The sequence below is a fragment of the Verrucosispora sp. WMMA2121 genome (assembly GCF_027460185.1).
Lineage (GTDB): Bacteria > Actinomycetota > Actinomycetes > Mycobacteriales > Micromonosporaceae > Micromonospora > Micromonospora palythoicola.
Map to the genome: position 1 here is coordinate 1,677,909 of NZ_JAPZBH010000006.1, position 22,945 is coordinate 1,700,853.

Below are 22,945 nucleotides of genomic sequence, written 5' to 3' on the forward strand. Positions count from 1 at the left end.
CTCTTTCAGGTGAGGAGGAGACAGGCGTCCCAGGTGGTGGCGACGGCGGTGACGAGGTCGGCGCCTGCCCTGCCATCGAGCAGCCCTTCGGGCTCGTTGGTGGTGGGGGCGGTCTGCAGGTGGAGATCTTCTACGGCAGCCAGGGGTATCAAGGTGAGGGCATCGGAAGCGACCCGGCGGGCGGTAGCCACCAGTCCGGCGGTGCCGTGACACAGGCTTCGGTCGGTGAGCCGTCGAAGTTGTTCGGGGTCGGTGACGCAGGTGGTGAAGGCGGTCTCGGCGAGGCGCTGCCGAGTGGTGTCGTGCAGGGCTTGTGCGGCGAGTTGCTGTGCGCGGGCTATGCCGGGGGTGCCGTAGCACCAGGACGGTCGCAGCGGGGTTCGCTGGGCCGGTGTTCCGCGGTGCAGGTCGGTGAGGGTGATGGTTTGCGGCCACCAGATTGTGCCGTCGGTGTGCTGCTGCCAGGCGTCCAGCCATCGGCTGATGCGGTTGATCGCCGTGGTGTGTCCGGCGACGGTGATGCCGTCGCGGAGGGTGAGGGCGAGCAGTGCCAGTGGGCCGGTGATGCCGTGCGCCATACCGAAGTTCGCGTGACCACCGGGGGGCGGCGGCTGGCGGCGTTCGGACCCGTTCCAGCACCACCAGCCGGGCAGTTCGTCGCGCGGTTCGGTGAGCCGGACGAGGTAGTCCAGGACATGGCGGAGCAGGTCGCGATCGCCGAGCCTGCGCAGGACGACGCCGAGCCCGGTCAGCCCGCGGATGAGGTCGTACTCGGCGTAGTGCGGCTGCTCGTGGCGGTCGATGCGGCGGTGGGCAGTGTCGAGTCGTCGTCGGGCCACCGTGGCGGTGCCGTCGGCGGTGACCGCTCGTGCCTGGGCGAGCCCTGGATGGTCGGTGATGGCGAGGACGAAGGCGAGTGCGGGAGCTCCGTAGAAGAGGCTGGCTCCGTAGCTGATGCTCACGCCACCGGCGGTGGCGTCGCGCAGTGCCTCGTACGCTGCGGGCCAGTTGCCGGTCTCCAGGTGCAGCAGGGCGATGCCGGCCGCGCCGTCGGCGAGGGACTGTCCCGTGGTCACGGCTTGAGCCTGGCGAGGGTGGTGCGGGCGATGGTGCGGGCCAGCCGCAGGCAGTGCCGTTCGGAGGCGGGGTCGACGCCGATCATGCGGGCGTGGTGCAGGTGCAGCAGGTCACCGAGCACCTCGTCGGGGTCAAGTCCGTCATCGGCGACCAAGGAGCGGTAGGCGACCAGCGCCGCCGCGAGTTGCTCGTCATGGACTGGACGCTGGGCGTGTTCGAGCTGGGCGGGGTCGAGGCGGGGGCCGGTCCGGCGGGCGACGTGGGTGGCGAGCCAGCGCGGCCCGTCGCCGGTGAAGCTGTCAGCGATAGCGATCATCCCGGCGGCGGTGGCGGCCTGTCGGTCGCCGGTGAGCCGGTGCAGGGCGGCGCGCGAGTCGGCGGCGAACACCCGCTCGGCGGCGGCTAGGGTCGCCGCGCCGCCGTGGCGGGTTTCGGGGCGGTACGGGTGCAGGCTGTAATCGTGGACGACGGCGTCATCGTGCAGGCGCTGCACCCAGCCGGCGAGATGGCGGGTGGTATCGGCGAGCCCGTCGGTGTCCGGAAGTGGGATGCGTAGCCGCAGGTGCGGCTCGGGGTGGGGATACCTCAGGAACCACCAGCCGGCTGGTAGGTGGCCGGCGGGGCGGCCGGCGAGGTCGGTCAAGATGTCATCGAGCCGACCGTGTAGGTGTGCCTCGATCCACCGTGACCGCCCTGGCCAGTGCTGAACAGTGGTGGCTGGTCGGGCTGGTCGGGCTGGTTGAGCGGCCGGCGCGGGGTGGGTGAGGGTGAGCAGGAGTTCGGCGGGGCGGTCGTCGATCCAGCCCGCTGGCCCTGGTGCCTCGGTGAGCACGGTGCGGGGATGCCGGTCGAGGTGGTCGCGTAGAACCGCCAGGTGGGCGTCCTCCTCGATGTCAAGGCGTAGGCGTATGTCGTCGTCGCCGACCAGGACCTGCTCCGGGATGTGCCGTTGGAGGCGGTGTCGTCGCCAGGCGTCACGCCACTGCGCCCATGCTGTCCCCTGAGCGGGAAGCGCGGTGTGGTCGACGATCCAGCGGGCGGGGTGCAAGATGGTGCGTCCCCGTCGCAGGCGGGGTAGGAACGGCAGGCCGCTGGCGTGTCCCCAGTCGAACCGGCTGCACGGTGCCGTCCAGGCGGTCCAGATCTCGGCCAGGAACCGCATCAGCGGCTGCTGCAGCGTGGGTAGCAGCACGCTGTTGAACAGCAGCGGTTCGACGGGCTGACCGGTGGCCGCCAATACGAGCCACAACCGGCGTCCGTCGCCGGTCACCGCCAGGTCTTCGATCGTGTACGGCGGTGCCGGGTGGAAGTCGCCGACAGGGAGGACGGGCAGCAGCTCGGGCGTGCGGGCTACTGCGGTGAGGCGGGTGTCAAGGGGTGGTCCGGACAGCTGCAGCGTGGTCGCGCTGGGCAGGGCGGTCGGCAGCTGCCGGTAGACCTGCTGGAATCCGGCGAGTTCGGAGGGGGTGAGCAGATGCAGGAACCGGGCGGCGGCGACCCCGGCGTGGCGGGACCCGCTGAGTACCGTCAGGGTGAACGCGCCGCGGTCCAGATCGCGCGGAGTGTGGGCCGCGAGGGCAGCCCGCAGTTCGGTGTGCGGGATCGGCGGCCGGTCGTCACTCCCGCGGAGCCGGTCGATCAGCGCGTCGTCGAGCACCACTTCGGTGCAGCCGTCGAGTGCGGCCTGCTGCGCGAGCTGTCCGAGCAGCCGGTCGCGGGCGGTGAACAGCGCTGGGGCGCGGCGGGTGGATCCCCTGTAGCCGGCCGGAAAGCCCAGCACGTTCAGCACATCACGGATGGGAACAGCCGCGCCTGGGCCCCATCGCTCGATGAACGCGTTGTGGTACTCGGCCCATCCGGGGGTAGGTGGTGGCGCTACCGCCACGAGGGTCGACGCGGCCCGCTCCGCCTCGTGCAGGACCGGCGGGGGCAGGGTCACGGCGATGTCGGCACGTAGATCGACGGCGGTCCGGCTGCCCGGCGTCGGAATGACGCAGTGGCGGGCGACCTGAGCGGCCAGGTCGGTGGCGGTCATGGGCGGGCGGAGAGCCGACAGCAGCACCCCGGTGTGAACCAGGTCGGCCAGCAGCCGCTCGGCGTCGGCGATGCCGGCAGGTACAGCGATCGTCTCGGCGAGGTCGGCGAACCTGACCGGGGACCGCGCCGCCTGGATCGCCGCCCGGATTGGGCTGGTCAGGCGGATCTCGACGTCCCACCGCCGATCGTCGCTGGCGTGGGCGCAGGGCAGCACCCACCTGTCGCCGCGCCGGTATCCCAATGAGTTCGTCACGACGGGGACGGTGCGCAGGGTGGCCAGGTCGTGTTCGGCCCGCGCGGTGTGTTCGGCGATGAATTGGCCGTCGGGGCGTGGGACCGCGCGATGGGCGTCGCCCAGGCGGACTGCCGCGCGAGCGCCGAACTGGACCGGGGCGACGCCGGCGAACGTGCCGAACGGGGTCGCACGGGTGGTCCAGCGCAGCAGGTACCGGACCGCTGACTGCACCAGGCGCCGCAGCCGCTGCTGAGGCACCGGCTCCCCGCTCAGCGTGCGTTGGATCTGGTCGGCCAACTGCGGTGCCGCGCCGGTGACGGCTGCCGCGAATCCGGGCAGCGTCCACGTGGTGTCCAGCCACTCTCGCCACTGATCCGGATGACCGTGGGCCATGTCGGGCCAAGGCGGCAGAACGAGACCCTTGGGGTAGGCGGCGATTCTGATCAGCGCCGCGCCAGATGCGGGAACCATGATGCACCACCGAATCGTCGGGCCCGGCGTGCGCGACGCCGGGCCCGATCGTGAGAGGAACGGATGGGTCAGTTGCCGCCGTCGCACTTGGTGGTGCAGGCGTTGGAGCCGGTGTTGCCGGAGCCGCACCCGTCGTCGGTGGCGGTGGCGTAGCCGCCCGCGGTGGGGCCGGCGTCGACCAGGCTGACGTCCAGGGCGAACTCCGAGGTGTCGGTGTCGTTCACGTGCTTTCCCTTCTATGCGGGGGTGAAGGTGAGGACGAAGCGGCTGTGCCGCTTGTCCAACACCGTCCCGGCCGGCAGGTCGCCGTCGGGAGTACCAGTGGGCAGGACGTGCAGCACCGGCGAAGGGCTGCCCGAATCCAGCCATGCGCGCATCTGTCCGACCATCCGACCGGCCGCCGACGCGGCGACGGGCCCGTGCGCAACGGCGCTCAGGTCGAACATGTTGTCGTCGTTCCAGCGCAGCGTCGAGCGGTAGCAGAACGCGCCGTTGTTGAGGGCGGCCGGTGTGCCGAAGCGCCACGCCGGGGCGACGACGCCGGAATCCACGGCCTCCTGCTGAGCCGTGAGAACAACGAAAAGCTGTCCCGCATCGGTGATGCGGGACGCCAGCCACAGGTCGAGGTCAGCCAGGACGGTACGAGGGGGCAGGCTCACCCCGGCCCATGCCTGCGTCTGCGGCTGCGCCAACAGCTCACCGACGGCGCGGCGATCGACCTGCTGGTCCTCGTCCAGCCGCAGGTGAACCCCGTCAGCGATGTCGACGTACCGCACCTGATGTGCCCCGGCGCCCTGCATCGACACGAACCCGCACAACCGCTGGCTGTGGCTGACCAGCCGATCGCCGGTCCGACGCATCGCCCATGAGCGGGTCATCCCGAACGTCCGTAGCGGCACGACGAGCGTTCCGTTCTTGGCGAGCTGCGCGGTCCAGGCCGGTGAGATGTCCCAGGCGCCGACCGTGACGATGATCAGGTCGTATGTGCGGCCCGGGTTGACCGGTTGCTCGGCGTCCGCGCACACCACGGCCACGTCGTCGTAACCGGCTGCGGTGAGGCAGGCGGTGGCCCGGTCAGTTACCTCACGATCGATGTCCACGGTCGTGACCGAGCCTGACGGGCCGACCAGCTCGCGCAGCAGCGCGGCGTTGTATCCGCCGGAACCGATCTCCAGGACGTGCCGACCGGCCAACCCGCCGTCGACGGCGTCGGCTGCCTGACCGAGCATCTCCGCGATGAGCCACGGCGCCGACACCGAACTGACCGCCTCGTCGCCGATCCGCTTGGTCACCACGGCCTGGTCGGCCCGGTACGCCTCCGTAAGCGCGGCATCCGGCGTGAACAGATGCCGTGGCACGGACCGTAGTGCCGCCTCCACCTCGGGCCGCATGACCAGCCCTTTCTCCATGTGATCAGCGACGAGCTGATCGACCATTGCGGCGTGGAGGTCCTCGCCGCTCGCCGTGTCGACACTCATTCGTGCTCTCCCTCTCCATCAGGACCTGCCGATCGGGTGGTCCGCCGTACCGCTCTTCTCGGGCCCAACAGAGCGTCAAGCCGCTGGACTCGCCAAGTCACACGGGTATCTCAAGTCGATGTGGTGCCGGTCGAAGGTCGCGTCCTGCTGGCGGTCATGGGTGCCCGGGTAAGCGCCCAATGCCCACGGCATGATCGTTCGTGCGGCGGGAAGGCCGGGGCGCAGCCGTTGTACCAAGATCGCGGCGCGGAGCGGACTCCTGCTGCACTGCAGCCTCCCGTGCTAAGTCGGTGGCGGATCTGACGAGCAGCCAACGGCACGTCTCCACAATCGCCCGGCGAATCGGTGGAGTGAATGCCGAGCATGCGGACGAAGCGGCTGTCCGCATGTGCGCCACCGGTGAGCGTCTCCCGTACCTACGCACCTCGGTGTTCGTGGTTGCGCCGCGCTGAACACCGAGTGACCCTATGTGCGCGATAGTCACGCTGATCATCGCCATAGTGGTGCGAACAGTCACGAGGAGGCGGTGCTATGGGCCAGACCCCGCGGATGCTCCAGCCGTCCCTGTCCGAGCGCCACTTCTTCGGTGCCGAGCTGCGTCGGCTGCGGGAGAGGGCCAACCTCTCCCAGGCGCGACTCGGCGCGATGATCCGCTTCAGCGCCGACCTGGTGCGTCGGATCGAGACAGCGGACCGTTTCCCATCCCGGGAATTTGTCGAGGCCTGCGACAGGGCGTTGGAAGCCGGAGGGGCCTTGACCCGCCTGCTACCTCTTCTCGAGGAAAGTCGCAACAGCGAGAACATGCGGGCAACTTCCCCGAGCGGTTCTGGCAACGCAGACACCCTGCTGCCCACCCAATTGAAGGAGAAGCCCGGGGTGGCGGGCATGGTCGTCCGTGTTCCCTTCCAGCCCGGTGTCCTCGATCGCGCCGCCCTTGACTGGCTAAACGCTGCGGCGGACCCCCGGCCGCCCGTGGTCGGACGACCCGGCTCGCCTGACCAGGTTGACGAAGAGGATCTTCATGCGGCGGAGACCGCTCTGGCGATGTTCCGGCAGTTGGACCACACCCACGGCGCCGGACGAGTCCACGCGCAGGTGCAGCGGTACGTCGAAGGCGAGCTGAACCGGCTGTTGGCGAACACTCCCACCTCCGAGGCTGTCGGCCGGCACCTGTACACGCTGGCGGCGGGATTCTTCGAGCTCTGCGGGTACCAGGCGGTCGACACCGGTGCCCATGGCCTCGCCCAGCGCCGCTACCTTCGCGCTCTACGTCTGACGGAAGCCGCCGACGACCGCCCGTACGGCAGCTACCTGCTCGCAGTGAACATCGGCCACCTCGCACTGCACTGCGGCCATCCCGAGCCGGCACGCAGGATGGCGCTGACGGCGGTGAGAGGAAGCGAGACCCAGGCGACGCCCGCCGTGGCAGCCGCGCTGCACGCGGTGGTGGCGCGCACGCACGCCCGCCTTGGACGCGAAGACGACTGCCTGACCCACCTCGACATCGCGGAAAGGCAACTGGCCCGTGCCAAGCCCGAGGACGAGCCGGCGTGGATCGGGTACTTCGACGCGGCGTACCTCGCCGACGAAATCGCCCACTGCTTCCACGACCTGGGCCGACCGCAGCACACCCAACGGCACCTGGGCGACGCCCTCACCGCCCTGAGCCCCACCCACGTCCGGCGACTCGCCATCGACACCGCGCTCCTGGCCTCGTCGCTGGCCGCCGCCGGCCGCATCGACGAAGCCTGCGCCACCGCACGCGAGGCAGTCGACCACGCCGCACGAACCACCTCACACCGCTGCCTGCAGCGCATCGTCGAGGTGCAGGCCGACCTCGAGCCCTACCGGTGCGAGCCGGAGGTCCGCGAGTTCGGCGAGTACGTGCGTCACCGACTACCGCTGGCGGCCGTGTAGCCCCCGTTAGTCGCTGGCCGCATCCGCCATCACCGAGCGGTAGTGACCCAGCTCCGCCTCCAGCGCCGCGCCCGCTCGACGGGACGACGCCACATAGTGGCCGACATCGGCAAGAAGCAACACCTCAGGTGCCATGCCGAGAGACGTCAACTCGTCGGCGAGTTCGCGGACATCCTCGACCACGGCCACCTCGTCGGCGATGCCATGAATGAGCAGCACCGGCCGTTGCACAGCAGCGGCACGGACCCGGCCGGCACCACCTCGCAGCCGCATCGCGTGCGCCCGCTGGAACCGGGGCACCGTCTGCACCCACCGGTCAGGATCCACGATCGCCGACACGGCCGTGGCAGCGGCGAACGGGCCGTCCTGGGCCACCGCGTGCAACGCGGTGTAGCCGCCGGCGCTGGCACCACGGATGAACACCTGCCCCGGCACCGCCCGTCCCGTCGACAGCAGGTGAACCGCCACCGCCGCGCAGTCGCCGACATCGTCCAGGCCCCACCGGCCGTACAGCGATTCCCGGAACGCGCGGCCGTACCCGGTGCTACCCAGGTAGTCGACATCAACAACGGCGAACCCGCGGCTGGTGAAGAACTGTGCCTGCCAGTCCAGGCGCAGCAGGCAGGACGCGGTCGGCCCGGGATGCGCCCGGACGATCACCGGCGCCCGCCAGTCCGCCGCCGAGCCCGTCGGCGGATACACCAGGGCAAGGACCTCCCGCCCACTAGCCACTCGGACGCGCAGCTCCGTTGGGGTCGATACTCGCGCGCGGTCGAGTGCGGCGTGCTCCGGCCTGGCAAGCACCTTCACCTGGGGTTCAGCGTCAGCCAGGTCTACGAGCGCGACCTGTGGAGCTACGGTCGGCGATGATCCGATCAACGCCACCGTCGTCCCTCGGAGGGCGAGGTACGGCTTGATCGACGTGTACGGCAGGTCGACCGGGCGGACAGTGCCGTCGGGCTCGATGACGACAAGGCGGTGTCGCGGCCCCTCCTGCACCACCAAGACAATCCGACCATCGTCGAGGAAGCCATACGACACGTAACCCAACTCCCACGGCTCCGCAGCGCACTCACCCGCGATCGGCGCCACCGCCTCCACCCTGTGGCCGTCCCAGCGGTAGAGGTTCCACCAGCCGCTGCGGTCCGAAACGAAGTACAACGCCCCGCCGGGTCCCCACCGCGGCTCCACCGCAGACTCCTCCGGACCGCCGGCCAGTCTCACTGCGCCGTCGACCTGATGACGCGGCGAGTAGGACGCCACCCATATCTCACACGCGTCCCAGGGCATGTCGCGCTCGCTCCACCTGGTCCAGGCCAACCAACCCGGACCCGGCCGAGGCGCACCAAGGAACCCCGGGGACGAGACGAGAGTTCGCACCGTCGGAGCACCGGTGAGCGACACCGCGACGAGTTCGTCACCCTGCTCCGACTCCCGCACAGCCAGCAACTCGCCGTCGCCGACCGTCAGGTCACCGAAGGATCCATGAGCGATCAATTCGAGTTGATCGTCGGAACGACGACTCCGGTAGAGGCCATCTCGGCCGACGCACCACAGCGTCCCCTTGGCAGCAGCGAAAGATCCACCCCCGTACGCGTGAAGGCCGCTGGCGACATCAAAGCCCGTCGGACTGACATCACGCTTGCCCTCGCCGGACCGCCATCGTGTCACCGCCGTGCCCCCGCCAGCGTCAGGGCGGGTCTCTAACCAATACAGGCCGTCATCACCGGTACGCAGCTGGTCATAGCCCACCGAGGCGCGGACGGCGTCGTCCACCGACACTTCAGCGATCCTGTTGCCCGGCCTCACGGGTCCTCCTCGAACAACTTGCACGCGGGCCGGACGACGGCGGGCTCGTCAACCGTCGCCGGGGAGGCGGCGCGGCCACCGGCAGGGCCAGGTCTTTCGGACCGGTGTGAGGGCCTAGACGTGGCCGACTCTACGTCCGAGCGCCTTGTCCCTGCCGCCGGATCACCCTGCAAACTGCCTCCGCCCGCTCGCTCTCCCGGGGGCGGGGGCAAAGTCGGTGCGGACAACAGCTCTCGTTCAGCATCATTCCTGATCATGCTCGGGTCTCGACAGGAGACCGTGTTGGTCGGCGAAGGAGCGAACAAGGTCTTCGAGTACGGCTTTGCCCTTGGCGGCGGTGGCGTGGGACGGCAGACCGATGACGCCGCTGGTGGTGTAGCCACTCATGCCCCGCGTGAGGAGGTGACGTCGATCGTCCGCTAGGTGGTCAGCATGCTGGAAGCCATCACGCACCACCTCGGGCGCGACGTGCAGAAGCAGCGAAACCTCGAGCTCACCAGCGTGCATGTCCTGGTGGGCTGTGCTGTGCAGGCCAGCGGCAACTCGAGCGTCGTCCCAGTCTGCTCGAGCGGGGAACAGAGTCATCCTCGGTCCGGCGACGTTGGCTTCCTGAACGACGTTGGCAAGCGCGTAGTTACCGCCGTGTCCGTTGATCACGGCGAGCTGATCGATTCCTGATTGACGCAGAGAGGCGGCGATATCAACGACCACGGCGGCGAGTGTGGTGGCGCTGATACTGACCGTTCCACGCCACGCCGCGTGCTCGTGGGAGCAGGAGATCGTCACGGGCGGCAGCAGAAAGAGGCCGTAGCGCTCGGCGACTGCCTTCGCGATCGCGCATGCCACGACGGTGTCCGTCAGCAGCGGCAGGTGGGCGCCGTGCTGTTCAAAACTCCCGACCGGGAGGACCGCGACGGACGCCGCTCGCTCGGACTCCTCAGTGCTCGTCGCCGTGGTGATCAGATCCACGGGCTAATGGTTGCACGCTTCGAGGGTCGCCTGCCGATAGGCGAGCACGAAGGCCGCCGCCTCGGGGACGGCTGTCTGCTGTCGAAGGGCCACCGCCGTCGGGTTCAACCAGCGCAGAGCCCGCGCGGAGGAGGTACCACTGGCCAAGGCCAGGGCGTTGGCGGCCTCGGTCGCCGCGCGCTCGACGTCGTTACAGTTGACGTAGGCGGTGGACAGGACCGATCGCCAAAGGGCCTCGTCGACGCGCCACTGATCTGGCCAATGGCGCAGGAGCTGCTCGTAGAGATCGGCTGCAGCCACCGGTTGGCCGAGGAGCAGACGGCATTGCGCTTCGTGGGCAGCCACGTACACCGGGTCGCAGTGGACGCCAACATCGACCGGCAACGCCGAGCCCCAGTCGGCGCGGCCGGCGATCCTGTGCGCCTGGTCGATGGTGGCTGCGCAGGCGTTCTGGTCACCTCCCATCGCGTAGGCCTGGGCCTGGCGGACCAGCAGTAGAGCGCGGATGCGGCCTGGTAACCGAACCTCGTCCAGCGCCCGCTGCGCCAAGGCAGCAGCATTACGCGGGTCGAAGCGCTCGAGGGCTCGTTGGCTCTGCCTCATCAGGACATAGCTGGCAAGCGCCGGCGCGTTCGCTTCGACGGCGTGCCGCTGGGCGCGTCGCAGCCAGGCGTCAGCCTCGGCGGCGTCGCCCTGCTCGTCGATCCAGCTGAGGAACTCCGCCCACAGCGCCTGCGCGATTAGTACGTCTCGGCGGTCGGCTGAACGGCTTCGCCGCCCGATGGCGGCTGCGACGCCAATCTGCGCATGGGCAGTGGACGCCATCCCGACATATCCGGTGCGGTTTCCGGCAACGGCCAGACTGGCGAGCTGCTCGTGCCACGAGCGGAGCAGGTCGGTCTTGTCGAGGTGATCGATGGAGGCCCGGAGTTGGCCCTCCGCACCCTCGGCCAAGCGGTAGCCGACACTGGTGAGGCGACGCGCACTCTCCAGGTCCGCCAGGAAGCGGACCAGCTCGCCACCTGTCTGCAGTGCGCCCTCACACGACTCGACGAAGCGGGCGGACGGCCAACGTTCGGCCTTCTCCACCTTGCCGATGAGGTCCCCACTGACGTGCACGAGCCTGCCTAGAGCACGCTGGGACAACCCGCGGCACTCTCGCCACTGCCGAAGCGCGGCACCGAATCCATGCAGCGCCGATCGATGCGGGCTCAGCTGTCGTGGAGTTTGCGCCACCGGTACTCCTGGTTGCCGTCTGTCCGTCGCTGCCGGATCCGGACAGGTCTGACCGTACGTGGTCGGACGCTACGCGGACAGTTGCATGCGGACAACACCGTATGTCCGCATCAGAGGTATCGACTCACCTAGCCCGGTGGGCAATTCTCGTTGCCGAGATACCCGTTCGCATGCTCCACGAAATCGTTTGTGACGGTTCAAGGTCGAAGAAGAATTTGCCTTCGCTGACGAGTGGGGTGCGAAATAGCGTGATTAACCAGGACCCAAAAGTCTTGAGGAGTCTGATGAGTTTCCAGAATGACCTCTCCAAATATGGTTATCGGCAGGAGTTGAGCCGTCAACTACGGTTCCGGGACCTGGTCGCGTACGGCCTGGTGTACATGGTGCCGATCGCACCGATGGCGATCTTCGGAAGCGTGTACGCCGGCTCCGGCGGGATGGTGGCCCTGGCGTACACGGTCGGCGTGGTCGCGCTGGTGTTCACCGCGTTCTCGTACGCGCAGATGGTCAAGGCGTTCCCCATGTCCGGCAGCGTCTACAACTACGCCGGCCGAGGCATCAGCGCGCCGGTCGGGTTCCTGGCCGGCTGGGTGATCCTGCTCGACTACGTCCTCGTACCGGGCCTGCTGTACCTGGTGGCGTCGGTGGCGATGCACTCCACCGTGCCGGCCGTGCCGGTGTGGCTGTGGCTGCTCGGGTTCGTCGCGGTCAACACGGTCGTCAACTCGGTGGGGATCCGGATGACCGCGATGGTGACCCGGGTGATGCTCGTCGGCGAGCTGATCGTCCTGGCGATCTTCCTCGCCGTCGCCGGTTGGGCCGTCGCAACGGGCAGGGGCCGGTTCAGCTGGGATGCGTTCTACAACGCCGACACCTTCACCTGGTCGCTCGTCGCGGGGGCGGTGTCGATCGCGGTCCTGTCCTTCCTCGGCTTCGACGGCATCTCCATGTTGGCTGAGGAGACCAAGGGTGGCTCCCGGCAGATCGGCCGGGCGATGGCAGCCGTGCTCGTCCTGGCGGGGGTGCTGTTCATCGCGCAGACGTGGCTGGCCGCGATGCTCGTCGCCGAGCCAGCCTCGCTGCTCAGTGACGGTGATCCGAACGGCACCGCCTTCTACGATGCCGCGCAGGTGGCTGGCGGAGGTTGGCTGGCAACGTTGTGCGCGATCGCGACCGCGATCGCGTGGGGCCTGCCGAACTCGATGGTCGCGCAGGTCGCCACGTCCCGGCTGCTGTACGCGATGGCCCGGGACCGGCAGCTTCCCGGCTTCCTGGCGAAGGTGTCGATCCGCCGCAACGTGCCCCTCAACGCCACCCTGCTCACCGGTGCTGTGTCTCTCGCCCTCGGCCTGTACATGGCGACCCGAGCGGACGGGATCACGCTGCTGTCGTCGCTGATCAACTTCGGGGCGATGGTCGCGTTCCTGGTCCTGCACGTCTCCGTCGTCGTGCACCACCTCATCCGCCAGCGCAGCCGCAACTGGTGGGCACACCTCGTCATGCCCGGTATCGGCTTCGCGATCCTCGCCTACGTGGTGGTCAACGCGAACATCGCCGCGCAGCGTCTCGGTCTGGCCTGGCTCGCCCTCGGCATGGTCGTACTCGCCGGCCTGTACCTGACCGGTCGCCGGCCCGCCCTGTCGGGTCTGGCGCCCGTGCAGCCGCAGGCCCGCCACGTCGAGCGGGTGTGACGACCATGGACGCGATCAGCTACCGGCCCGCCCGCGACGAGCTGGCCTACACCTTCGGTGGCCGAATGCCCGTAGCCCACATCCGCTCCGGTGACACCCTGCAGGTGCACACCGAGGACTGCTTCGGCGGCCTCGTCCGCGGCCCGGCGGACCTGCCCTCGCAGGTGTGCCGCATGCCCTACCTGAACCCCGTTTGCGGGCCGTTCTTCGTCGAGGACGCCGAGCCCGGCGACACCCTCGCCGTCCACCTCGCCTCGATCGTTCCGGCCCGCGACTGGGGAGTCTCCTCGACGTTCCCGCACTTCGGGGCACTGACCTCCACCTCGCATACGGCGACCCTGCAGCCGCCTCTCGAGGAGCGGGTGTGGGTATACGACATCGACCAGCAGGCCGGCACGGTCCGCTTCCACGCCACCGACAGCGACCACACGGTCGACCTGCCGCTGGCCCCGATGATCGGCACCATCGGCGTGGCCCCGGGCGGTTTCGAGGCGCGTTCGACCATCGTGCCCGACAGCCATGGCGGGAACCTCGACACACCGGAGCTGCGCGCCGGTACCACCCTGTACCTGGGGGTGAATGTGCACGGGGCGATGCTTGCCCTCGGCGACGGCCACGCCCGCCAGGGCGAGGGTGAGGCCTGTGGCGTCGGGGTGGAGATCGCCACGACCACCACCCTGATCATCGAGGTCATCAAGGGCGTCCCGACGGTGTGGCCCCGCCTGGAGACTGACGCGTCGATTATGTCAGTTGGCTGCGCCCGTCCCCTCGAAGACGCGTACCGGGTCGCGCACCGCGACATGGTCGGCTGGGTGGGTGACCTCACCGGCCTGGAGCAGCTCGACGCGTACCAGTTAATGTCGCAGGCGGGAAGGGCGCCGATCGGCAACGTCTGCGACCCGAACTACACGGTCCTCGCCGCCGTCGACAAGCTGCTGCTTCCGCAGCCGCAGGCCGCCTACGGCGGGGTGCACGCCCGCCTGCGGCAGCACGCCGGCGGCCCACGGTAGGGGACGGGATCCAGATGACCTCGTCCATCCCGCAGTTGCCGTTGCGGGACGAGTTGTTCCTGTTGGGCCACGACGACGACACCGGCCAGCCGCACATCCACCGCCAGGCCCTCGCCCTCGGCCTGGCTGGTGCGGTGCTGATCGACCTGTTCCTGGCCGGGCGGATCGCCCTCGACACCGACGACACCGGGCCGGGCGGGAAGCAGCGGCTGTGGCTGCACCTGGACCGGCCGGTCGGTGATCTGATCGCCGACACCGCCCTGGCCTCCATCCGCTACGCCCACCCGACCCCGCCGCTGCGGGGGTGGCTGCGCGGGTTTGCCGACGACCTGTACGACCGCACCCGCGCCGGCCTGCACGCCGGCGGGATCCTGCGCCACGACGTGCGCCGCCGCCTCGGCGGGCTCGCCCGCACCGACCGCTACCTGCCCGCGGACCTGAAGTGGCCGGTCGTCGCCCGCGCCCGGCTGCACTACATCGCCGCCGGCCGTGACCAGCCCGACAACCACACCGCCGCCCTCGGCGGCCTCGTTGCGACCCTCGGCCTGACCAACCACCTGTACCTCGCCGACGACATCGCCGCCCTCACTGTGCAGCTACGCACTATCGCCGCGCAGCACCACCGGCAGGTACGCGACATCATCGCCGCGGTCGACGCCGCTGTTGGTGACCTCGCCACCGCCGCCTACCGGTGAGTCCTCATCACCCCACCCGTTTCCGCTGCCCTTGGAGAGACACCTCATGCACGTCGTTCCACGTATCCGTGCCGCCCGGTGGGCGGACAAGGACCTGGTCGCCGCGCTGATCGCCGACGCCCTGCATGCCGGGCCGCTCGCCCAGTGGCTGGTGCCCGATCCGACCTGCCGGCGGGGGATCCTGGCCGACGTGGCCGTCATCTGGGTGGAACACGCCATGTTCTTCGGCGACATCCAGATCACCGACGACCTGAGCGCCGCCGCGATGGGGTTTCACCGCTACCGCAGCATCCCGCCACCGTCGAACTACCGCAGCCGACTGGCCGACGCCGCCGGCCCGCACGCGCGGCAGTTCGAACTCCTCGACCAACTACTCACCCCGGTCCGACCCACCGAACCGCACTACCACCTGGCAGTTCTCGCCATCCCTCCCGCCGCCCAGCGGCGTGGTGTCGGCACGGCGATGCTCACCCACCACGAGAACCGCCTCGACCGCATCGACATGCCCTCGTGGACCGAAACCATTCATGGCAGCCAGGACGTGTACCGCCGGTACGGCTACCTCCCGAGGCCCGCGCTCACCCTGCCCGACGGGCCGGTGATCGCCCCGATGCGCCGCAACCCTTACCCGAACCGCGGCTCCTGGCCCGTGAACACCACCAGGCCGGCGCCCGTCACCGCCCCGGCGCGCGCCCAGTCCGACACCCAAGGCTAGGCCCTGGGTTGCGGCGGCCAGGTCGCAGCTCGCACCGCATCTCTCTGTCGCCGCCCCGCGTCCGCCGCCCACGATCTGCGCTGGGCCCACATCGGGCGTTCAAGCCGGTCGCCCGCCCGTAGAGGGAGGGCAGCGGCGACCGACGTGGCCGGCGACGACAGCCCCCACTGTCGTCGCCGGCCACACCCTCCGCTCACATGCGCCGTCTGCGGGTCGTTACGAACTACACAAACCCGGCGCTGCTCCCACCGCCTGAACGCAACCATGAACCCTAGGAAGGAGTGCCGATGCCGACGCGGACGACAGTCCTCCCCGCGTGGACACCCGCCTTCGTCGCCGAGGTCGTCGCCGCGACTATCGAGCACGCTGCCGTCCACGGCCTGCACCAAGCGGCCCGGGACGTTGCCCGCAGCCACGGCCTGTCGCCGGCGACGGTTGAGGAATGGGTCTCGCGGGCCCGCGCCGTGCAGGCCGCGCCCGTGCCACCCGACCTCCTGGCCTGCCACACCTGCGCACGATCCATGATCCTCGTCCAACTGCCCGGCAGTGGCAGGGTCTATCTGTGCGCGCCGTCCTGCGGGCGCACACCGGTGTCGGCCGATGAGATCCGCGAAGCCGTCGCCGCGGTGGTCCTGCACCGCACCCCGCACCTCGTTCCAATCGGCAAGACGACTCAGGCCGCCTCTTACGCGCTCGGCCCGATCCAACGCGTCACCGTCGGCGCGACCGGCATAGACCTGCACATCACCTGGAGGGCCATCTCCCGGCAGATCACCGGCCCGATGATGGCCATGGCCCAGCGTCTGCACCTGGCCCAGCGCCACGCCGCCTACAACACGCCCGAGCGTGCCATAGACGTCCTGCACAGCGGGCTCCTGCACATCGACCCCAACAGCGGCAGGCTCGCCCTGGACACCGCGACCGCCCGCGCCGCCGCGCTCCTGGCCACCCTCACCCTCACCAGCGGCGACCCAGCCGCCGCGCTCCCCTGGGCCCAGTGGGGGCACCGCAGCCTGCGCCATCTTCTCCGCGACCCCACCAACCCGGAAGTCCGCGCCGCCCTACGCGTCCTGGCCGCTACCCACCGCGCCGCCGGGAACCTCACCGCCGCCGCCGACTGCTATAGCGACCTCATCCGCCACCACACCCAAGCCGACGGACCCTACGCACTACCGACCCTCGCCGCCCAAGCCACCCTCGCCGTCGTCCTGCACGAACACGGCCGCCAGGAACCGGCGCAGCAGCTCCTCGCCCGTACCATCGCCGATCACCGCCGGGTCCATCCCCACCACCCCGCCATCGCGCGCATGACTGCCGCCCTATACCGCATGCACACCACAGCTACCGGCCCGCCGGGTCACCCCACACGCATCGCAACGTCCGCCACGCCCGGCACCAGCTAGGCGCCCGCACCTGACCACCCACCACCGGGACAGCTTGTCTGGGCGCACTCGCGCCGAGCAACAACACCACCACCCGGAGACGGGATGACCGCTGTTCGGCCCGCAGCCAGCCCAGAACGGTCCGCGCCAGCGAGACCGCTTCGGTTCAGCTCCTCGAACGGCTCGGTGGTGGTGTCCCGCTTCAGCAGGCCCGGCTAGCTCAGGCCCTGTCGAAGGGGCATAGATCGCTGGCGCCATTCAGGCGTCCGCTGCCCGATTTCAGGGGCTGGCTGGAACGGCATCGTGGTTTCGGCGCGGCGCCGTGTACAGCACGGTGACGTAATTGTCGGTCGCCGTCGCGCCGGGTTGGCGGGCGACCACCTCGGCGACGCCGTCGAGGAACGCCTCCCGCTGGTCGGTGCTTAACTCGCGTACGTTCGGGAAGGTCCCCCACAGCCCCCGCGCGCCGTGCGGGGTCAGATGGTGCTCCCAGCGAATCATCTCGACCTGGACGGGGCCGAACCAGTCACCTGCCCGCAGTTCCGCCGTGCGCTCGGCGACCCGCAGCGGCGCTGGCACAACGGCGGGGCCGCGCCCCTGCCCAGGTAGCCATCGTCGGTACACCGCGTCCAGCTCCGTACGCCAGGGCGGGCTGCGGTCGGGGTCGCCGAAGACCGTCCACCACACCGCCAGCCCTCCGCCCGGCCGGACGAAGCGGGCCAGCCGTCGCACCGCCGCGCCCGCGTTCAGCCAGTGGAACGCGGTAGCGCAGACGGCCAGGTCGAAGGTGTCGTCCGGCAGCGGCACGGTGGCGAAGTCGCCCTCGATAACGGTCACGTCGCGGCCGGTCAGGTTCGTTCGCAGCCGGGCCGCCAGCCGCCCACCGAGTTCCACCGCCAGCACCGACGCGCCGGCGTCCACGAGGGGGCGGGTCACCTGCCCAGTTCCGGGTCCGATCTCCAGGACGCGCGCACCCGGTCGCAGTCCGCACTCGGCAAGCACCTCGTACACCCTTGGCGGGTATTCCGGCCGGGCCGCCTGGTAGTTGTCCGGGTTCTCGTCGAAGCTGCCCCGCCGGCTCAGCAACTGGTCGTCACCGCTCACGTCGCGAGCGTATTCGCTCGGGCGACCGGGGCCGGCCCGGCCGCACGCAGCCGTCCGCTGCCGCTTTGGCGAGAGTGGGTTTCACCCCGCCTTACGGCGTTTCTGGTTGATCTTCTTTGCGACGGCGTCGGCGGCGTCCTGGTGCAGTTGTTTGGTGACGCTTTGGTAGGTATCGCGGGTGAGAGTTGTGGTGGAGTGGCCGAGTTGCTCGGAGACGACCTTGATGTCGATGCCGGCATCGAGGGCGATGGTGGCGGCGCTGTGGCGCAGGTCGTGCAGCCGGATCGGGGGCAGCCCTGCTTTGCGGACGAGCTTGCGGAACCGTTGGGTGACGGCGTTGGGGTGCCACGGTTGCCCGTCGGGGCGGACGAAGAACAGGCCGGTGTCGGGCCATGCGTCGCTGGCGGCGAGTTGCCAGGCGGCACGGCGGGCCTTGTAGGCGGTGAGGACCTTGGTCGTGTCGGTGTCGAGGGCGACGTCGCGGTTCCCGGCTCTGCTCTTCGGCGGTTTCTGCACGGCGGTGTAGCCGTGGGTGGCGATCTGGTTGTTGATCGTGGTCTCGCGGCGGTGCAACCGCACCTCGCTGTCGCGCAGGCCGCACGCCTCACCCCGGCGGGGCCCGCGGTAGGCCATGTAGTGCCACATCGGGTAAAGGTCGGGGGCGTGTGCGGCTGCGTAGTCGAGGAACTGCACGACCTGGGAGTCGGTCCAGACCATCACCGGTCCGGGGACCTCGCCGGTGGTCTTCCACCGCCGTACGCGTTCGTCCTCCCACACGATCGGTAGGGGCCGGTCGGCGGGGACCTTGACCAGGGCGGCGGGGTTGGCGCCGACGATGAGTTCGTCGGCGAGGGCGTCGTTGATCGCCTTGCGCAGGCAGGCGCGGATGCGCTGGCGGGTGGTGGCACCGGTGGGTCGCACGCCGGTGACGGACGCGCGGACGGCGGGGTCGGTGCTCGCTTTCGCGGCGGCGATCTCGTCGTTGCGGCGCTCGATGGCGGCGAACATGGCGCGGATGTGGGTGGTGCGCAGCTTGTCCAGCGGGATGTCGCCCAGGTGTGGGATCAGGTGGACCCGCGCGATCGATTCGTAGCCGCGCTGCGTGTTCGCGTCGATCGTGAGGTGGGTCAGCCAGCCGGTGAGGTACTCGGCGACGGTGGGCATGTCGGCCAGCGTGCCGTCGCCGCGCAGCCGCTGGCGGATGCGGTCGGCCTCGGGCAGGGGACGTTTGGCGCGTACGGCGGTTTGCAGCAGGTCGGCGATCTCGGTGCGGCGGCGCCGGTCACCGGTGGCGAGGGCGAGCAGGTCGCGGGCGTGGTCGAGTTCGTCGGCGGCGGCACGGCGGGTGGGAAAGCTGGAGCGGCGTAGCTGTCGGCGCCCGCCGTCGGTGGTGGGTGGTAGTTCGAGCTGGTAGGCCCAGTGGCCGTGGTCGGAACTCCAGGCGCGGTTCGCGCGGCGTAGTTTCGGGCAGTCGTTTCCCAGTGGCTTGCCGGTGTCGGGGTGGCGGCAGCCGCAGCGCTTGAAGATGCTTCCGTCTGGCATCGGTGGTGGTGCTCCCGTTCGACTGGGTGGTGGGGCATCGGTTTGGTCGATCGACATCCACGCGTGACCGGCGGGCACGATCAAGTCGCGGTTCCAGGTCCGGTGGGTGGTCCATGCGCTGGGGCCGGTGAGGGGCGAAAGTCAGATGCGCCCTGCTGGGGAGTCTGGGATCCTGTCCGGTTCGCGTGAGATCGGGCATGGAGGACGGCCAGTGGTGGCGGCAGATGACGTGGCGAGGGGTCGGGCGCGACGCCCGGAGTTGCATGCGGCAGTGGCCCAGTTGATGGCGGCGGTGCTCGGCGACTTGGCCGCTCGCGACGGCGTGCCGGTGTTCGCGACCGTTCCCGACTTCGGCGAGTGGCACCGCCACGGGCAGGAGTCGTTCGTCGCGATCCGCCGCGGTGCCTGGCAGATGCCGGCCCGGGTCGCCGACTACCGGTTCTTGGACACCTTCGCCGAGATGGGGGCGGTGCGGGCCGTGGTGGCCGCCGATGAGGTGCTGCGCGAGCGGGTGGATTGCCTCGTCGGCGTGGAGTTCGCCCTCACGCTCCGGCAGTTGGGGTGGACGCTGGTGCAGCACGTCCTGGAACCCGTAGTTGCCGGCGCCCGGGGCTACCGGTTCGACCAGGGCGCCTTCGACGCCGCGTACAGCAGGTTGGAGGACGGTCTGCTGGCCACGCGGGCGCGGCTGGTCGAGGTGGTCCCGCTCAACGCCTTCACCCCCACCGCGGGCATCGAGGCGGTCACGTTGCCGGACGGCCTGGTGCTGCAGGCGATGAGCGACCGGCAGGTGAGCGCCGCGATCGGCTACCTCGCGGTGCCGATCGCCTTTTCGGTCGGCCCGAACTCGGTGACCGTGTCGCGGTTCCACCAGTGGGCCCTGACCCGCTGCACCTCGTACCCGGTGTGCTCGGCCATGGACGTACCCGCCCAACCGACGACGCCGGATTCAGGCGCGTTGGTCGAGCCAGCCAGCCGTCTCGTGGCTGCGCTTCGGCTGGTGTGCGGTGGGTCCGTCACCGCGACTCGGGCGATCCGCTGCCCACCGGACGACGACTTTCCCCAGGGTCTGGGGCCGACGGCGTCGTTGTCGGTGTTGCCCGCCTTTGACGAGGAGCGGCCGACGGTCCTTGGGCGAGAGCAGGTTGAGGCGGTGCGCGAGGTGTACGACCTCCTCGCCCATCCCGCGGTCCGGGAGAACCGGGGTCTGCAAACCGCGCTGCGCCGGCTGGTCCTGGCCGGGGCCGACCGGGTGCCGACCGACCGGCTTATCGACCTGATGGTCTGCGCCGAAGTGCTGTTCATCAAATTGCCGGGCCTGCCAGCGGATCCCCGCAAGCAGGACAAGATCGTTGACGGAGCGAACGCGCTCCTGGCGGACGACCCTGTCCTGCAGGCACCGCCGGAGCGGCTCGAGGCCCTCCTGCGTCTAGGATACCGGCTCCGCAACGACGAGATGCACGGCGACGACCCGAGCAGGCGGGAACTGCGCACCCTCACCGGCCAGCCGACAGATGGCCTGTCAGCGGTCGTGGATGACATCGAGCGGGTGTTGCGTCGCGCCCTGGTCCGGCTCCTCTCCGGTGTCGTCGAGCAGTAGTCGGCGGCTGCACCGGCACGACATAGGGAGCCGCGCACTGGGCGTCCTACCCGTGGCGGGGTCACGGCGGAGGGCTGCAGCCCTTGGTGTCCCTGGCCCCGCCCGAATACCCGCCGCCCTCGTCGGCACCCGCCCCGCCGGTGTCACCAGATGTCGGTACCGGCGGGAAATCGAGGTGCAGTTTCCGCACGATCGGGGCGGTCGGCACGCGGTAGTACGCGCCGGCTCGGAACAGTGGCACCGGGAAGGCGTCGCGGGCGGCCAGCTTGTAGGCCGCCGAGCGGGAGATGCCGAGGATGGCGGCGGCGGTGGCGAGGTCCGTGGTCGCCCCGAGCGCCAGGATCCGCTCGGTGGTCCAGGTACAAGTTGCGTCGTCGCTGTCGGGGTTGGCGGCGGGGGCGAGGTTGCGGGTTCGTCGTGCTGATCGCATGGGCTTGACTCCTATTTCTCGGACCACCAGCCGCAGCGGTAGGTGGGTTCCTGGGTTTCAGACGAGGGCTGCCCCTCCGCAGGCGGCACCGCCATCGCGTCGGACTGGCGGTGCCGCCTGCGGAGCGAGGCCGCGGAGGCACGGAGCACGCCGATGCCGGTTAGCGGGAACTCACTGGCACCCTGGCCTCAGCCGGCGCGCCATCACTGGCCACGTCGGTAGGCCAAGGGATCTTCTCCCGCTACCACGTGTGTGGGCACAGCAGCAGCCGCAGGGCGGCGGCGGCCTGTTGGGGCACGACCCCGTTGCCGAGGACCCGCAGCGCAAGCGTGCGCGGCAGCCCCAGGTCGGCGTCGGTGACATGGCCTGGGCCGAGGCCCATGAGCCACTCCACGAACGGCGGCGCGAGGACGGGTTTGCCGTGCCGGCCGATCTGCGTGGGGTGCGGTGCGGGCCGGCCGAGCAGCCGCTCCCAGCGGGCGACCGCGTCGGCGTAGCCGCCCCACCGCTGCTCGTCGGGCCGCCCGAGCCCGGCGATGGTGGTGCGCAGATCCGCACCGCCGTCGCCGTGCCGCCCGGGACCGCGCCCGTCGGACGCGCGCGGGGTGGGCAGGGTACGGGCCGGGACCCGCACCGCCGCGGACGGCAGGGTCAGGTCGCCGTGCGAACCGCGCTGCCCTGGGCAGCCTTTCTCGCCGTCGGTGGCCCGCGGGGTGGGCAGCAGCACCTGCGACAGCGGGGGCCGGAACCCGGCCCCCGCGCGTCGCCCGGGCGTCCCGGTGTCGCTCGCCCTGGGGGTGGGCAGCAGCCGCGCGACATCCTGCCGCTTATGCCCCTGCTCACCGGTACGAGCGGTGCGCCCCGCGGTGGAGGTGGATAGGAGGCCGTGGGTGGAGCCTGACGGTTCGATGAGGTCGGGCAGCCCGCGCTGGTGGCCGGGGCCTTTGCCGTCACGGGCGCACGGTGTCGGCAGCGTCCGCACCCCCTCCGAGTCGTCCGGCAGGCGCGGCCAACAGGAACAGCCTGTCCCGGCGGTGGGCGGCGCCGATGTCGGACGCCCGTAGGCACGTCCACCTCGTGTCGTACCCGATCGCGGCCAGGTCGGCTTCGACAACGTCGAAACCTCGCCGCAGGAGCGCGGCGACGTTCTCCACGAACACGAGCGGCGGTCGAAGCACGCGAACGGCGTCGGCAACGGCACTCCACAGGCTGGAGTGCTCTCCGGTGATGCCGGCGCGTTTGCCGGCGTTGGATATGTCCTGACACGGGAACCCGGCGGTGAGGACGTCGACGGGTGCGATGCGGGTCCAGTCGACGGCGCGGATGTCACCGAGGTTGGGGATGCCGGGCCAGTGGTGGGCGCAGACGGTGGCGGCGTGCCGGTCGGTTTCGGCGTACCAGGTGAGCCGGCCGCCGAGCACCAGCTCGACGGCCATGTCGAGACCGCCGTAGCCGGTGCACAGCGATCCGATGCGCGGTGCGGGTCGATGGTCAATCACGCACCTCCCCGGCGTCGAGCGTCGGAGTCTCACCGCGCGCGGCCAACC

At 70.2% G+C, this 22,945-nt stretch carries 18 protein-coding genes and 1 pseudogene; 7 read left to right on the plus strand and 12 right to left on the minus strand.

Annotation, left to right across the window (positions count from 1 at the left end; translation table 11 throughout):
- Nucleotides 1-5: 5 nt before the first annotated feature.
- The 4 genes from O7605_RS16600 to fxlM all read right to left on the minus strand — a co-directional run bounded on the left by O7605_RS16600 (nucleotide 6) and on the right by fxlM (nucleotide 5,298).
- Complete coding sequence (locus O7605_RS16600) at nucleotides 6-1,076, minus strand: lanthionine synthetase C family protein (RefSeq protein ID WP_269740016.1); 1,071 nt, start codon at nucleotides 1,074-1,076, stop codon at nucleotides 6-8.
- Nucleotides 1,073-3,820 carry a lantibiotic dehydratase gene (locus O7605_RS16605; RefSeq protein ID WP_269740017.1) on the minus strand — a complete coding sequence of 916 codons (2,748 nt, stop codon included), beginning with the start codon at nucleotides 3,818-3,820 and terminating at the stop codon, nucleotides 1,073-1,075. The genes O7605_RS16600 and O7605_RS16605 overlap by 4 nt, the downstream gene beginning before the upstream one ends.
- A gap of 68 nt (nucleotides 3,821-3,888) precedes the next feature.
- Complete coding sequence (fxlA, locus tag O7605_RS16610) at nucleotides 3,889-4,044, minus strand: FxLD family lanthipeptide (protein ID WP_088643751.1); 156 nt, start codon at nucleotides 4,042-4,044, stop codon at nucleotides 3,889-3,891.
- A 12-nt stretch (nucleotides 4,045-4,056) separates the two neighbouring features.
- Entirely contained in the window at nucleotides 4,057-5,298 is a 1,242-nt protein-coding gene (gene fxlM, locus O7605_RS16615) for a methyltransferase, FxLD system (RefSeq protein WP_269740018.1), read from the minus strand.
- Nucleotides 5,299-5,829: 531 nt separating this feature from the next.
- On the opposite strand from fxlM, the gene O7605_RS16620 reads away from it, so the two are divergent.
- Complete coding sequence (locus O7605_RS16620; protein ID WP_209959912.1) at nucleotides 5,830-7,215, plus strand: helix-turn-helix domain-containing protein; 1,386 nt, start codon at nucleotides 5,830-5,832, stop codon at nucleotides 7,213-7,215.
- On the opposite strand, the pseudogene O7605_RS16625 reads toward O7605_RS16620, so the two are convergent.
- The 3 genes and pseudogenes from O7605_RS16625 to O7605_RS16635 form a co-directional block, all read right to left on the minus strand.
- Nucleotides 7,188-8,376, minus strand: a pseudogene (locus O7605_RS16625) (alpha/beta hydrolase family protein). The gene O7605_RS16620 and the pseudogene O7605_RS16625 overlap by 28 nt on opposite strands.
- A gap of 891 nt (nucleotides 8,377-9,267) precedes the next feature.
- Entirely contained in the window at nucleotides 9,268-9,993 is a 726-nt protein-coding gene (locus tag O7605_RS16630) for a creatininase family protein (protein WP_269740020.1), read from the minus strand.
- A gap of 3 nt (nucleotides 9,994-9,996) precedes the next feature.
- Entirely contained in the window at nucleotides 9,997-11,229 is a 1,233-nt protein-coding gene (locus O7605_RS16635) for a helix-turn-helix domain-containing protein (RefSeq protein WP_269740021.1), read from the minus strand.
- A 284-nt stretch (nucleotides 11,230-11,513) separates the two neighbouring features.
- On the opposite strand from O7605_RS16635, the gene O7605_RS16640 reads away from it, so the two are divergent.
- The 5 genes from O7605_RS16640 to O7605_RS16660 all read left to right on the plus strand — a co-directional run bounded on the left by O7605_RS16640 (nucleotide 11,514) and on the right by O7605_RS16660 (nucleotide 16,743).
- Nucleotides 11,514-12,920, plus strand: a complete 1,407-nt coding sequence (locus O7605_RS16640; protein ID WP_269740022.1) for an APC family permease — start codon at nucleotides 11,514-11,516, stop codon at nucleotides 12,918-12,920.
- Nucleotides 12,917-13,930 carry an acetamidase/formamidase family protein gene (locus O7605_RS16645; protein WP_269740023.1) on the plus strand — a complete coding sequence of 338 codons (1,014 nt, stop codon included), beginning with the start codon at nucleotides 12,917-12,919 and terminating at the stop codon, nucleotides 13,928-13,930. The genes O7605_RS16640 and O7605_RS16645 overlap by 4 nt, the downstream gene beginning before the upstream one ends.
- A 14-nt stretch (nucleotides 13,931-13,944) precedes the next feature.
- On the plus strand, nucleotides 13,945-14,625 hold the full coding sequence (locus O7605_RS16650; RefSeq protein WP_269740024.1) for a GOLPH3/VPS74 family protein: 681 nt from the start codon (nucleotides 13,945-13,947) through the stop codon (nucleotides 14,623-14,625).
- Between the two features lie 46 nt (nucleotides 14,626-14,671).
- Entirely contained in the window at nucleotides 14,672-15,340 is a 669-nt protein-coding gene (locus O7605_RS16655) for a GNAT family N-acetyltransferase (RefSeq protein ID WP_269740025.1), read from the plus strand.
- Between the two features lie 287 nt (nucleotides 15,341-15,627).
- Entirely contained in the window at nucleotides 15,628-16,743 is a 1,116-nt protein-coding gene (locus O7605_RS16660) for a tetratricopeptide repeat protein (protein WP_269740026.1), read from the plus strand.
- A 258-nt stretch (nucleotides 16,744-17,001) separates the two neighbouring features.
- Here the strand turns inward: O7605_RS16660 and O7605_RS16665 are convergent, their stop codons facing one another.
- Together O7605_RS16665 and O7605_RS16670 are read right to left on the minus strand one after the other, a co-directional pair.
- Nucleotides 17,002-17,826, minus strand: coding sequence for a class I SAM-dependent methyltransferase (locus O7605_RS16665; protein WP_269740027.1), 825 nt, complete (start codon nucleotides 17,824-17,826; stop codon nucleotides 17,002-17,004).
- Between the two features lie 81 nt (nucleotides 17,827-17,907).
- Nucleotides 17,908-19,368: a site-specific integrase gene (locus O7605_RS16670; protein ID WP_269740028.1), complete on the minus strand. Its 1,461-nt coding sequence runs from the start codon at nucleotides 19,366-19,368 to the stop codon at nucleotides 17,908-17,910.
- Between the two features lie 271 nt (nucleotides 19,369-19,639).
- Between O7605_RS16670 and O7605_RS16675 the strand changes: the two genes are divergently transcribed.
- The gene (locus O7605_RS16675) at nucleotides 19,640-20,968 is read left to right on the plus strand and encodes a hypothetical protein (RefSeq protein ID WP_269740029.1); all 1,329 of its coding nucleotides are present in this window, start codon (nucleotides 19,640-19,642) and stop codon (nucleotides 20,966-20,968) included.
- A 61-nt stretch (nucleotides 20,969-21,029) separates the two neighbouring features.
- On the opposite strand, the gene O7605_RS16680 is transcribed toward O7605_RS16675, so the two are convergent.
- The 3 genes from O7605_RS16680 to O7605_RS16690 all read right to left on the minus strand — a co-directional run bounded on the left by O7605_RS16680 (nucleotide 21,030) and on the right by O7605_RS16690 (nucleotide 22,897).
- Nucleotides 21,030-21,398: a DNA-binding protein gene (locus tag O7605_RS16680; RefSeq protein ID WP_269740030.1), complete on the minus strand. Its 369-nt coding sequence runs from the start codon at nucleotides 21,396-21,398 to the stop codon at nucleotides 21,030-21,032.
- 241 nt (nucleotides 21,399-21,639) lie between these two features.
- Nucleotides 21,640-22,125, minus strand: coding sequence for a hypothetical protein (locus O7605_RS16685; RefSeq protein WP_269740031.1), 486 nt, complete (start codon nucleotides 22,123-22,125; stop codon nucleotides 21,640-21,642).
- A gap of 223 nt (nucleotides 22,126-22,348) precedes the next feature.
- Nucleotides 22,349-22,897 (minus strand): DNA cytosine methyltransferase, encoded by a 549-nt coding sequence (locus O7605_RS16690; protein WP_269740032.1) that lies wholly within the window; start codon nucleotides 22,895-22,897, stop codon nucleotides 22,349-22,351.
- Nucleotides 22,898-22,945: the final 48 nt, after the last annotated feature.

What these genes read in the sequence shown, in the direction of transcription:
- O7605_RS16605 (WP_269740017.1), bottom strand. Translation starts at nt 3,820, where the DNA reads ATGGTTCCCGCATCTGGCGCGGCGCTGATCAGAATCGCCGCCTACCCC.
- fxlM (WP_269740018.1), bottom strand. Translation starts at nt 5,298, where the DNA reads ATGAGTGTCGACACGGCGAGCGGCGAGGACCTCCACGCCGCAATGGTC.
- O7605_RS16620 (WP_209959912.1), top strand. Translation starts at nt 5,830, where the DNA reads ATGGGCCAGACCCCGCGGATGCTCCAGCCGTCCCTGTCCGAGCGCCAC.
- O7605_RS16640 (WP_269740022.1), top strand. Translation starts at nt 11,514, where the DNA reads ATGAGTTTCCAGAATGACCTCTCCAAATATGGTTATCGGCAGGAGTTG.
- O7605_RS16650 (WP_269740024.1), top strand. Translation starts at nt 13,945, where the DNA reads ATGACCTCGTCCATCCCGCAGTTGCCGTTGCGGGACGAGTTGTTCCTG.
- O7605_RS16655 (WP_269740025.1), top strand. Translation starts at nt 14,672, where the DNA reads ATGCACGTCGTTCCACGTATCCGTGCCGCCCGGTGGGCGGACAAGGAC.
- O7605_RS16660 (WP_269740026.1), top strand. Translation starts at nt 15,628, where the DNA reads ATGCCGACGCGGACGACAGTCCTCCCCGCGTGGACACCCGCCTTCGTC.
- O7605_RS16670 (WP_269740028.1), bottom strand. Translation starts at nt 19,368, where the DNA reads ATGCCAGACGGAAGCATCTTCAAGCGCTGCGGCTGCCGCCACCCCGAC.
- O7605_RS16680 (WP_269740030.1), bottom strand. Translation starts at nt 21,398, where the DNA reads ATGCGATCAGCACGACGAACCCGCAACCTCGCCCCCGCCGCCAACCCC.